10 protein-coding genes are annotated in these 11,727 nt (G+C 68.2%); 2 read left to right on the top strand and 8 right to left on the bottom strand.

The window, feature by feature from the left end; translation table 11 throughout:
- The first annotated feature begins 131 nt into the window (after positions 1-131).
- Both ID132_RS11405 and map read left to right on the top strand, forming a co-directional pair.
- Positions 132-1,127, top strand: coding sequence for a pirin family protein (locus ID132_RS11405; RefSeq protein ID WP_125106817.1), 996 nt, complete (start codon positions 132-134; stop codon positions 1,125-1,127).
- A 13-nt stretch (positions 1,128-1,140) separates the two neighbouring features.
- Positions 1,141-1,908, top strand: a complete 768-nt coding sequence (map, locus tag ID132_RS11400; protein ID WP_193128664.1) for a type I methionyl aminopeptidase — start codon at positions 1,141-1,143, stop codon at positions 1,906-1,908.
- Positions 1,909-2,065: 157 nt separating this feature from the next.
- Here the strand turns inward: map and ID132_RS11395 are convergent, their stop codons facing one another.
- The 8 genes from ID132_RS11395 to ID132_RS13205 all read right to left on the bottom strand — a co-directional run bounded on the left by ID132_RS11395 (position 2,066) and on the right by ID132_RS13205 (position 11,670).
- A complete protein-coding gene (locus ID132_RS11395) occupies positions 2,066-2,590 on the bottom strand; it encodes an SRPBCC family protein (protein ID WP_211198401.1) in 525 nt (174 codons plus the stop codon).
- Between the two features lie 131 nt (positions 2,591-2,721).
- Positions 2,722-3,330 carry a thymidine kinase gene (locus ID132_RS11390; RefSeq protein ID WP_125106815.1) on the bottom strand — a complete coding sequence of 203 codons (609 nt, stop codon included), beginning with the start codon at positions 3,328-3,330 and terminating at the stop codon, positions 2,722-2,724.
- A gap of 2 nt (positions 3,331-3,332) precedes the next feature.
- Positions 3,333-3,986 (bottom strand): uridine kinase, encoded by a 654-nt coding sequence (gene udk, locus ID132_RS11385; protein ID WP_125106814.1) that lies wholly within the window; start codon positions 3,984-3,986, stop codon positions 3,333-3,335.
- 1 nt (position 3,987) lies between these two features.
- On the bottom strand, positions 3,988-5,481 hold the full coding sequence (gene mqo / locus ID132_RS11380) for a malate dehydrogenase (quinone) (protein ID WP_193128662.1): 1,494 nt from the start codon (positions 5,479-5,481) through the stop codon (positions 3,988-3,990).
- A gap of 84 nt (positions 5,482-5,565) precedes the next feature.
- Positions 5,566-6,624, bottom strand: coding sequence for an aspartate-semialdehyde dehydrogenase (locus ID132_RS11375; protein ID WP_125106812.1), 1,059 nt, complete (start codon positions 6,622-6,624; stop codon positions 5,566-5,568).
- A 106-nt stretch (positions 6,625-6,730) separates the two neighbouring features.
- Entirely contained in the window at positions 6,731-8,002 is a 1,272-nt protein-coding gene (locus ID132_RS11370) for an aspartate kinase (protein WP_125106811.1), read from the bottom strand.
- A 78-nt stretch (positions 8,003-8,080) separates the two neighbouring features.
- Complete coding sequence (recR, locus tag ID132_RS11365; protein ID WP_125106810.1) at positions 8,081-8,677, bottom strand: recombination mediator RecR; 597 nt, start codon at positions 8,675-8,677, stop codon at positions 8,081-8,083.
- Positions 8,678-8,679: 2 nt separating this feature from the next.
- Positions 8,680-11,670: a DNA polymerase III subunit gamma and tau gene (locus ID132_RS13205; protein WP_211198400.1), complete on the bottom strand. Its 2,991-nt coding sequence runs from the start codon at positions 11,668-11,670 to the stop codon at positions 8,680-8,682.
- Between the last annotated feature and the right edge of the window lie 57 nt (positions 11,671-11,727).

Genomic DNA, 11,727 nt, shown 5'->3' with positions numbered 1-11,727 from the left:
TCCTACTGCGAACTCATTGTCGCCCAAGCCACCGACATCACCAGAACCCCGACGGCAACCCACGGACTGGCGCGACCCGGCGCATCCTGGGCACAATGGGGCCAGCCCCGCCCCCAAAGTCAGGTGACTCGATGACGAATCTCGACCAGCGGCCCGAGCTCGAACTCCTCGACCCAGGCCAGCCGTGCACCGACGTCGAGGTACTCGAAGCACGCCTCGTCCCACTCGGCGGCGTGCGCGCCATGACCGTCTACCGCACGCTGCCGCAGCGCCAACGCTCACTTGTGGGCGCCTGGTGCTTAGCCGACCACTACGGCCCCGACGACGTCAGCGACACCGGCGGGATGTTCGTGCCCCGGCATCCGCACACCGGCCTCGCGACGGTCTCGTGGCTGTTCACCGGCCGCATCGACCACCTCGACTCGGGCGGCAACGCGGCCGCCGTCGTACCGGGCGAGCTCAACCTCATGATCGCGGGCCGTGGCATCACCCACCAGGAGCTCTCGGACGCCGCGACGACGACCCTCCACGGCGTGCAGCTCTGGTACGCGCTGCCCGAGGCGACGCGCTTCAGCGAAAACGAGTTCGCGCACTACGAACCCGAGCCGGTCGACCTGCCCGGCGCATCCGCCCGCGTCTTCATCGGCTCGCTATTCGGCTCGACGTCACCCGTTGCAACCCGCACACCCGAGCTGCTCGGGGCCGAGATCCTGCTCGACCCGGATGCGACGCTCACCATTCCGATCCGCCGCGAGTTCGAGCACGGGGTGCTGGCGGAAGACAGCGAGATCCGCGTCAGTGGCACTGCGACCGCACACCGCGAACTCGCCTATGCCCCGAGCGGCGCCGACACCATCACGGTCACTGCGGGCCCGAGCGGCGCGCGCATCCTGCTACTCGGCGGCGTGCCGCTCGGCGAGCAGATCGTCATGTGGTGGAACTTCGTCGGCCGCAGCCACGACGAGATCGTCGAGTTCCGCCGCCGCTACCAGGCCGAGCTCGGCTTCGAGCCCGAAGACCCGCAGGACGCGGGCAAGCGCCCGCTCTTCGGCGACTTCCCCGACGGCCAACCCACCCCACTCCCGGCGCCGCCGCTGCCGATCACGCGCCTCAAGCCTCGCGAGTAGCATGAGCAGTCACATGATCGAACTGCTCTCCCCCACCGAAATCGCCCGCGGCGCCGAAACCGGCGCCCTGGTCGCCGACATCCTTCAAGCTGCGAAGGCGCGCGCATCCGTCGGCACGAACCTGCTCGAGCTCGATGCCCTGGCACGCGACATGATGCTCGCCGCCGGGGCCGAGTCTTGCTACGTCGACTACGAGCCGTCGTTCGGCGAGGGGCCGTTCGGGTACTACATCTGCACCTCGGTGAACGACGCTGTGCTGCACGGCAAGCCGCACGACTACGCGCTTCACGACGGCGATCTGCTCACCCTCGACCTCGCGATTTCGCTGCAGGGCATCGTGGCCGATGCGGCGATCAGTTTCTTCGTCGGCACGCCCAAACAAGAGGGCCTCGACCTCATCGACGCGACCGAGCGCGCCCTGGCGGCGGGCATCGAGGCTGCGCGTCCCGGTGGCCGTATCGGCGACATCGCGTCTGCGATCGGCACGATCCTGCAGGGCGCCGGCTACCCGGTGAACCTCGAGTTCGGCGGCCACGGCGTCGGCTCCACCATGCATCAGGACCCGCACATCCCGAACTGGGGTAAGGCAGGCCGGGGCTGGAAGCTGCGCCCGGGCATCCTGCTCGCCATCGAGCCCTGGGCGATGCTCGACACCGCCGAGCTCGTCACCGACGCCGACGGCTGGACGCTGCGCAGCGCCACCGGCTGCCTGACGGCCCACACCGAGCACACCGTGGCGATCACCGAGGACGGCCCGCGCATCCTCACGTCGGCCCACTAGCGGTTCGCTTCGACACAGACGGCCCCACGGGGCGCCCCGCGCTACGGCCGACTCAGCGATCTATGGGCAACGCTTGGCGACCTCCTCAGGCCGACTCCAGCAGCGCAACCACGTCGCGATTCCTCTGCGCGGCCGCACCCCTTACTCAACCCGCTACCTACCCGTGGGCGACCGCATCCTCGTACCCATCGCCCCAGTCGCTCTCGACGAACTCGACCAGCGCATCCACCGACTCATGAAAGCTGCCGATAGGGAAGATGGGGAACGTGTTCTTCGCGAGAAACCCCGCATGGGTCACATCGAGCCAGTCGTAGGTGAGCGAGACGTAGGTCGATTCGGCATCGCGCGGCTCGAGCGTCCACGTCCAGCGGTGCCCGATCGGCGGGTAGCCCTCGGTCGCCGGCTTCCACGCGATGGCGGAGTTCTGTTCGAGGTGCGTGACGAGGTTGACCATGCGATACGCGCCGCCCATTTTCGGCGAGAACATGCTCATCGTGAAGGTATCGCCCACCTTGGTGATCGGGTCGGCCGACGACGGATCGACGCTCACGATCATCTGTTTCGGGTCGAAGTCGATGTGCAGCGTGGGGTTGCGCACCACGTCGTAGATCTCAGCCGGAGTGGAGTAGGCGAGCTTGGTCACGGTAAGGCTGCGCTCGGGTTCGAGGTCAATCCGTTTCATGCGAGCGAGTCGCACGTCGTCGTGAGGTTCCATAGTGTGCCGTCCTTAAACTCACGAATCGCCATTAATTCGTGCCACATAGCGTACGGGGTGCATGCCTCACGAACGCCTAATGGTGTCGAGGCGCGTAGTCAGCCCTCGAGGACGTCACTCGCGAGGCGCCCACCCGACTCGAGCAGGTAGCACTGGCCGCAGAGGGACTCGTAGGTGACCGAGCCTCCGTCGATCGCGACCTGGTCGCCCGCGAACGTGAACTTGCCGTCGACGTTGCGCGCGTTGAACACCGCTTTGCGGCCGCAGCGGCAAATCGTCTTCAGTTCTTCGACCGAGTGCGCGATCTCAAGCAGGCGGCGGGCGCCCGGGAACGCGACGGTCTGAAAGTCGGTGCGGATGCCGTAGCTCAGCACCGGAATACTATCGAGCACGGCGATGCGAAAGAGCTCATCGATCTGCTGCGGGCTGAGGAACTGCGCCTCGTCGACCAGCAGGCAGGCGATCGCGCCACGCTCGGCCACGACACCGGCCAGCGCCTCGCGTGGCGATGCGCCGTCGTCGAGCAGGATGTCGACCTTGCGGTCCATGCCGAGGCGCGACGAGATCGACTCGGCGCCTTTCGTGTCAATGCGCGGCTTGAGCAGCACGACCGCCTGGCCGCGCTCCTCGTAGTTGAAGGCGGTTTGGAGCAGCGCCGTCGACTTGCCCGAGTTCATGGCGCCGTAGCGGAAGTAGAGCTTGGCCACGATTACTCCTCGCCGATGGTTCGCAGCGACTCGTGCGCGAGGCCCCGCAGGTTCGCGACGAGCCCGCCGGCGATCGTCTCGAGCGCGACCGAGTTGCGGCCGCCCTCGGGCACGATGACGTCGGCCCAGAGCTTCGACGATTCGACGTAACGCTCGTGCATCGGTTTCACGGTCGCGAGGTACTGCGCCTCGACCGACTCCAGCGTGCGGCCGCGCTCGAGCACGTCGCGTTTGATGCGCCGCAGGATGCGCACATCGGCATCGGTGTCGACGTAGAGCTTGAGGTCGAAGCGGGCCCGGAGCGCCTCGTCGGCGAGCACAAGTACGCCCTCGACAAAGATGATCGGCCGGCTGCACACCGGCACCGAGATATCGGACCGATTGTGCTGCGCGTAGTCATACGTCGGCGACTCAACGTCGCGCCCCGCAAGGAGTTCGTCGAGGTGCTCCACCAGCAGTGCGTTGTCGAAGGCCTCGGGGGCGTCGTAGTTGACGAGCACGCGCTCGTCGTAACTCAGCGCATCCTGCCGGTTGTAGTAGTTGTCGTGAAAAATCACCGCGGCATCGTCGGCGAATCGTTCGGCGAGCGCGCGCGTGAGCGCCGTCTTCCCGCTTCCTGATCCGCCGGCGATGCCGACAACGAATGACTGGCCCAAGTTACGCGACGGGGGCGATGCCGAGCACCTTCGCGGTGTCGTTCTGCACCTGCTTGGCAAGCTCCGGCTTGTCGTTGAGCGTCTGGCCGTACGACGGCACGAGGTCGGTGATCTTCTCAGACCAGGTCGGCCACTGCTCGGGGAAGCAGCGCTCGAGCAGCGAGATCATTGCCGAGGGGGCGACGGATGCGCCGGGAGAGGCGCCGAGCAGGCCCGCGATCGAGCCGTCGGCCTTGGTAACCACCTCGGTGCCCATGACGAGCAGGTAGCCCTTCCCCTTCGGGTTCTTCTTCATGACCTGCACGCGCTGGCCGGCCGTGATGAGGCGCCAGTCTTCGCTCTTGGCCTCGGGGAAGAACTCGGCGAGCGCCTCGAACTTCTTGGCCGGCGAGGCGGCAAGCTGGCCCACGAGGTAAGTGACGAGGTCGAGATTCGTGACGCCGACGCCGAGGTAGGTCGGGATGTTGTCGACGCGCAACGACTTGAACATGTCGAGCAGCGAGCCCTGCTTGAGGTAGCGCGTGTTGAAGCCGGCGTAGGGTCCGAACATGAGCGAGGCCTTGCCGTCGACCACACGCGTGTCGAGGTGCGGCACCGACATCGGCGGAGCGCCGACGGGGGGCATGGCGTAGACCTTTGCCCGGTGCTTCGCGACGACCTCGGGGTTGTCGGTGCGGAAGAACTCACCCGAAATTGGGAAGCCACCGAATGCCTTAATTTCAGGGATGCCCGACTTCTGCAGCAGCGGCAGCGCGCCACCGCCGGCGCCGACGAACACGAAGCGTCCGTGGGTGACGTTCTTGCGGCCCTTTTCGGCGCCGCTCGCGGCCTTCGTCGCGACCTGCCAGACCCCGTCCGGGCGCTGGCGGAGGTCGACGACCTCGGTGCCGAGGCGCACGACGGCACCATTCTCGATCGCGGCCTGGAAGAGCAGGCGTGTCAGCGAACCAAAGTCAACGTCGGTGCCCTGCTCGACGAAGGTCGCGGCGACTTTCTCGTCCTTGGCACGGCCGACCATGAGCGCCGGCGCCCACTCGAAGACCTGCGTGGGGTCGTCGCTGAACTGCATCGTCGAGAACAACGGCTGTTCCTTGAGGATGTTCCAACGGCGTCGGAGGAACTCGACGTTCTCTTCGCCGGTCACGAACGTCATGTGCGGCACGGGGTTGATGAACTTCGTGGGCTCGGGCAGCTGGCCGCGAGTCACGAGCGTCGACCAGAGCTGGCGCGACACCTGGAACTGCTCGTTGATCGTGAGCGCCTTCGAGATGTCGATCTTGCCGTCAGTCTCGGGGGTGTAGTTGAGTTCGCAGAGCGCCGAGTGGCCGGTACCCGCGTTGTTCCAGGGGCCCGACGACTCCTGAGCGACGTCGTCGAGTCGCTCAATGATCTTGATCGACCAGTCGGGTTCGAGTTCGTGGAGCAGTGTCGCCAGGGTCGCCGACATAACACCGCCGCCAATGAGGACAGCATCGTAGATCTTCGGGTTCGTCACGTAACTACCTTACTCCCGGGCTTCGGCACGCTTTGGGTGTGCTTTTCAGTTGGTGTGACCCGCTAATGTTCGCGGATGCGCTGGTTAGGCCGAGAGTTCCTCGGCCACGAGCTCGGCAATCTGGATCGCGTTGAGCGCAGCGCCCTTACGCAGATTGTCGTTGGAGATGAAGAGGCTGAGGCCCTTGCCCTCGGGCGCCGACTGGTCGGCACGGATGCGGCCGACGAGGCTCGGGTCGGTGCCAGCGGCGTCGAGCGGGCTCGGCACATCCTGCAGCTGCACGCCGGGCGCCTCGGCGAGGATCTCGGTGGCGCGCTCGGGCGTGATGTCGTTCGCGAACTCGGCGTTGATCGACAGCGAGTGGCCGGTGAAGACCGGCACGCGCACGCAGGTGCCCGAGACGCGGAGTTCGGGCAGGTGGAGGATCTTGCGCGACTCGTTGCGCAGCTTCTGCTCCTCGTCGGTCTCGCCGCTGCCGTCGTCGACGAAGTTGCCCGCCTGGGCGACGACGTTGAAGGCAATGGGATGCACGTAGAGTTCCGGCTCGGGCAGTTCGACCGCGTGGCCGTCGTGCACGAGGCCGAGCAGTGCGTCTTCGCCCTGGTTCACAGCGGCGACGGCCTGGCCCGAGAGCTCGCGGGCGCCGGCGAGGCCCGAGCCCGAAACGGCCTGGAAAGTGGTGACGATGAGGCGTTCGAGGCCCGCGGCGTCGTTGAGCGCACGCAGTGCCGGCATGGCCGCCATCGTGGTGCAGTTCGGGTTCGCGATGATGCCCTTGGGGCGGTTCGCGATGTCGGCGGGGTTAACCTCCGAGACGACGAGCGGCACCTCGACGTCGCCACGCCACGCCGACGAGTTGTCGATGACGACGATGCCCGCTGCGGCGAAGCGCTCGGCCTGGGCGCGCGAAGTCGCGCCGCCCGCCGAGAAGAGGGCGATGTCGATGCCGCTGAGGTCGGCGGTGGCGACGTCTTCGACGGTAACCTGCTCGCCGGCGAACTCGATCTGCTTGCCCGCCGAGCGCGAGGAGGCGAAGAGGCGAATCGTCGCAATCGGGAAGTTCCGCTCAATGAGGAGGCGGCGCATAACGCCACCAACCTGACCAGTGGCACCGACAACGGCAACATTCATCTGCTTGACCATGCCCACCAGCTTAACCGTCCGAGACAAGCCCCNNNNCCCCCAAGGCGCACTCATGGGAGCGCGGCGTGCGTGCGGAGCGCGGTGCGGGCGCGCGGGCGCAGGGGCGTTAGCGGCCGGTGCCCGCGTAGACGACGGCCTCGGAGTCGCCGTCGAGACCAAACGCGGTGTGGATGACGCGCGCCGCCTCAGGCACAACATCCGCGTTCGTGATGATCGAGATGCGGATCTCGGAAGTCGAGATCATGTCGATGTTGATGCCCGCGGTCTTGAGCGCGTCGAACAGCGTCGCTGAGACACCGATGTTCGTGCGCATGCCCGAACCGACGAGCGAGACCTTGCCGATCTGGTCGTCGAAGCGCAGCGACTCGAATCCGAGCGTCTCGCCGTTGCCCTCGAGGGCGCGCAGGACCTGCTCGGCCGAGGTCTTCGGCAGGGTGAACGAGATGTCAGTCACGCCGTCATTCTGCGTCTGCACGTTCTGCACGATCATGTCGATGTTCGCGCCCTGCTGGGCAACGATGTTGAAGATCGCAGCGGCCGAGCCCGGAACATCCGGAACACCAACGACGGTGATCTTCGCCTGGCTGAGGTCGTGCGAGACGCCGGCGATCGAGGCTTCTTCCACTGCGTACTCCTTAGAAGTTTCGGGGTTGTAGACGACGGTGCCGGGGTCGCTCGAGAACGACGAGCGCACGACGAGCGTGACGCCTTGGCGGCGCGCATACTCGACGGCACGAATGTGCAGCACCTTCGCGCCGCTGCCCGCCAGCTCGAGCATCTCTTCACTCGAGATGTGGTCGATCTTGTGTGCCTTCGGCACGATACGCGGGTCGGCAGAAAAAATGCCGTCGACGTCGGAGTAAATCTCGCACTTGTCGGCGTCGAGCGCTGCCGCGAGCGCGACGGCCGTCGTGTCGGAGCCGCCGCGGCCGAGGGTCGTGATGTCGCGGGTGTCGCGGTTGAAGCCCTGGAACCCGGCGACGATCGCGATCGCGCCCTCGTCGAGCGCCTCACGCACGCGCACCGGCGTGACGTCGACGATGCGAGCATCGCCGTGCTTCGCGTCGGTAATCATGCCCGCCTGGCTGCCCGTGTACGAGCGGGCGTCGTAGCCCATCGACTTGATCGCCATCGCGAGCAGCGCCATCGAGATGCGCTCGCCCGTGGTGACGAGCATGTCGAACTCGCGCGGGTCGGGAATCGGTGTGATCTCGTGTGCAAGGTCGATCAGCTCGTCGGTGGAGTCGCCCATCGCCGAGACGGTGACGACCACTTCATTGCCGGCACGCTTCGTGTCGACGATGCGCTTCGCGACGCGACGGATGCTTTCGGCGTCGGCAACCGACGATCCGCCGTACTTCTGCACAATGAGGCTCACAGGGGCTCCCTTCCGCGCGGCTGCGCACCATCGGCCAGCTTAGCGGGTCGGATGCGCGCGGCGGCGCTGTGGATACAGCTAAGAAATGACGCGTCGGCCCGCGAAGGCGCGCCCGAGCGTCACCTCGTCGGCGTACTCGAGGTCGCCACCGACCGGCAGGCCGGATGCGAGGCGGGAAACCTTGAGCCCGACCGCTTTGAGCAGGCGCGAGAGGTACGACGCGGTGGCGTCGCCCTCGAGGTTCGGATCGGTCGCGATGATGACCTCGACGACGTCGCCCGTCTCGAGCCGCGGCATGAGCCCGCGGATGTTCAGCTGATCTGGGCCGATGCCGTCGATCGGCGAGATCGCGCCGCCGAGCACGTGGTAGAGCCCCTCGTACTCGTTCGTGCGTTCGATGGCGCCGACGTCCTTCGGCTCCTCGACGACGCAGATGAGCGAGCGGTCGCGGTTCGGGTCGCCGCAAATGATGCAGACGTCCTGCTCCGCGACGTTGCCGCAGTACTTGCAGAACTTCACCTTGTCGCGCACCTCGAGCAGGATCTTCGCGAGCCGCGACACGTCGAAGTTCTGTGTCTGCACGATATGGAACGCGATTCGTTGCGCCGATTTCGGGCCGACGCCGGGCAGGCGCCCGAGCTCATCGATGAGGTCCTGAACAATTCCCTCGTACATGCCTAGTACTCCTCTGGCGGCGCTTCGAAGTCGTCGGGCGCCTCATCGAACGGGCCCGACGGCCCCGGCAGGGCCCGCAACTCTTCGCCGACGAAGCGCGCACCGAGCCGTTCACGAATAACCGACTCACCGTAGCGCTCCTGGCCCGCCGCGAGCGCAGGATGCTTCGGTGCGGCGGGTTCCTCGGGCTCGGGTTCTGGTTCGGGCTCGGCGACGGGCTCGGGTTCGGAGCCGGGCACCTCGACGACGTTCCAGCTCGGCGCCGCGGGCGTCTGCTGGCTCTCGGTAGGCGCGGCACCACTTGTCTCGGCGCTGGCCGTCTCGGCCCGCGGCGCTCGACCTTGGCCGGGTCCGGCCTGCGCGGATCGGCCCTGGCCGGGTCCGGCCTGCGTTGCGCGGCCCTGGCCGGACGCAGCCTGACCAGCCCCGGCGGTTTCGGGTTGCGCCGACGATGCGGGCACCGGGTCGACGGGGTTACGCACCTCGGTGCCGGGCGCCGCGTGCAGCGTCGCCTCGGGCATCGCGACCGGGGTCGCGTCGTGCTCGCGCTCGCTCGCGTCGGTCGCGGCGACCTCTTCGATCGAGTGCCCCTCGCTTGCCACCTCGGGCGGGGAGCTCGCGCGAGCGTTCCCGTCGGATGCCCGCGTCGCTTCGGAGCCCGGGGCATCCGGGGCGTCGTCGGGCGCGGCATCAACCGGGTCGACGGTTTCAGGTGCCACGTCGTTGGCCTGTCCACCGCTGCCGGCCCCACCGGCGTCGTTCCGCTCGGGGCCGGTCGCAAACTCGTCCCAGGCCGAGCCGGGGCCGTCGTCGGCGACGCGCGGCTCACCGGGAATCGGCGCGACGTTCCACGTAGCCGCCCCGCCCGGGTCAGCCACGGGCGCCGGCGTCTGGCGCGGACCGCCTCGGTGGCGCTCCTCGTCGGACGGCGCCGCGGGAGCATCCGTTGCCGGAGCCGCCTGCTCGCGGCCGGGGCTACGCTCGATCTTCGGGGCAATCTTCATGTCGACGCCGAACACCTCGCGCAGCGCGCGCTTGATGTGGTCGCTCGGCGAAGGCTGGCCGTCGCGCGCCTGGCGCGCCTGGTCAAAGACCGCGCGGTTCGGGAACCACAGCGCGAGCACGCCATCGTCGTAGCCGAGCGGCTGCAGGCCTCGCACGACCGACCAGGCCGACCGCCCGCCGAGCCGGTTCACGGCCTCGAGCACGCTCGGCCATGCGTCCTGCACTTGACTCGCGTCGGGCTGGCCCGAACCAGCTGCGCTCGCGGACGCCGAGCCTGACTCGGCCGATGTCGGTGCGGATGCTGCGGGCTGGTTGGTTCGCCAGGGCTCGGGCGCCGCGGGTCGATCGGCCCGCGCACGCTCGGCGGGTGCGTTTGCCGGCGCCTGTCCGCGCGCTTCGTGCTGCAGCCCCGAGTCACGCGAGGTAGCAGCATCAGGTGCCTGCGCCGCCGCGCGCGATGGCGCCGATTCGCGGGAATGCGCATCGTCTGCCGCCTGCGACGACTGACGTGAGCCGTCAGCATCGGGCGCTCCAGTGGACGCGGAAGCCGGCGCACCGTCGGTCACGCCCGGCGTTGCCCACGCCGCCTTGGCTGCCTCTGCCGCCGACGCCTTCGGCGCCTCCGGCTCGGGGCTGCGCTGGGGAGCCCGCTCCGGCTCGCGCTGCTGCGCGGGCCGCTCGTCCTGCGGCGTCCGCGTCGGTAATGCGGCCTGCCCACGCTCGGGCTCGACCGCGGGCGCACCGCGACCCGGCGCATCCTGCCGCCCGGGCGCACTCTGGCCACGCGCCTCCTGCTGACCACGCGCATCCTGTTGCGGCGCCGCGGCGCGCGAACCGGCCGGCTCGGCGCCCGACGCGGCTGGCGCCTCCGCCTCGGCAAACGCCGCGCGCTGCGCCACGAGCACGCGCGCGATCATCAGCTCGAGCTGCAGTCGCGGCGCGGTCACGCCGGTCATCTCGGACAGCGTCGCGTTCACGGCATCGGCCATGCCCGACAGCGCGCGCGGGGTGAAGCGCGCGGCGTTCGTGTGCATACGCTCGAGCTCGTCCGGCGAGATGCCGCGCAAGACGGCCTCGGCGCCCTGGCCGATCGCCTTCACGACAATGAGGTCGCGCACGCGCTCGAGGAGGTCTTCGACGAAGCGGCGTGGGTCTTGGCCCGACTGAATCACCGAGTCAACCGCGCGGTACGCCGCCGAGGCGTCGCCGTCGGCGAAGGCCGCGATTGACTCGTCGAGCAGGTCTTGCGCCGTGAAGCCGAGCACCTGCGTCGCGAGCTGGTACTGCATGGTCTCGCCCTCGGTACCGGCGATGAGCTGGTCGAGCAGCGACATCGTGTCTCGCGCCGAACCACCGCCGGCGCGGACGACGAGCGGCAGCACGCCCGGCTCGGCCGAGATGCCCTCGGCGGCGCAGATGCGCTCGAGGTATTCGAGCATCGGCGCCGGCGGGATCAGCCGGAACGGGTAGTGGTGCGTGCGCGAACGGATCGTGCCGATGACCTTCTCGGGCTCGGTCGTCGCGAAGATGAAGAGCACGTGCTCCGGCGGCTCCTCGACCACCTTGAGCAGCGCATTGAAGCCCTGCGAGGTGACCATGTGCGCCTCGTCGATGATGAAGATGCGGTAGCGGTCGCGGCTCGGGGCCATGACGGCGCGCTCGCGTAGCTCGCGGGCGTCGTCGACACCACCGTGGCTCGCGGCGTCGATCTCGGCGACGTCAAGCGAGCCGCCGCCCTCGCGGCCGAGCTCAACGCACGAGTCGCACTTGCCGCACGGTTCGGGGGTCGGCCCCTCGGCGCAGTTGAGGCAGCGAGCGAGGATGCGCGCCGACGACGTCTTGCCGCAGCCGCGCGGGCCAGAGAAGAGGTACGCGTGGTTGATGCGGCCCGAACGAATCGCCACCGAGAGTGGGTCGGTCACCTGTTGCTGCCCGATCATTTCGGCGAACGTCTCGGGCCGATATCGGCGATACAGGGCAGCAACCATGCCCTCCATCGTAGAGGTCACCACCGACCCTGGTACCGGGTCATCCACAGGTGCGCC

Source organism: Gulosibacter sediminis (assembly GCF_014904065.1).
In the GTDB taxonomy this organism is placed as follows: domain Bacteria; phylum Actinomycetota; class Actinomycetes; order Actinomycetales; family Microbacteriaceae; genus Gulosibacter; species Gulosibacter sediminis.
This window is presented reverse-complemented; position numbering and strand designations above follow the sequence as displayed.

Coding starts and splice junctions, on each gene's coding strand:
- ID132_RS11405 (WP_125106817.1), top strand. CDS start 132: ATGACGAATCTCGACCAGCGGCCCGAGCTCGAACTCCTCGACCCAGGC.
- map (WP_193128664.1), top strand. CDS start 1,141: ATGATCGAACTGCTCTCCCCCACCGAAATCGCCCGCGGCGCCGAAACC.
- ID132_RS11395 (WP_211198401.1), bottom strand. CDS start 2,590: ATGAAACGGATTGACCTCGAACCCGAGCGCAGCCTTACCGTGACCAAG.
- ID132_RS11375 (WP_125106812.1), bottom strand. CDS start 6,624: ATGGTCAAGCAGATGAATGTTGCCGTTGTCGGTGCCACTGGTCAGGTT.
- recR (WP_125106810.1), bottom strand. CDS start 8,677: ATGTACGAGGGAATTGTTCAGGACCTCATCGATGAGCTCGGGCGCCTG.
- ID132_RS13205 (WP_211198400.1), bottom strand. CDS start 11,670: ATGGTTGCTGCCCTGTATCGCCGATATCGGCCCGAGACGTTCGCCGAA.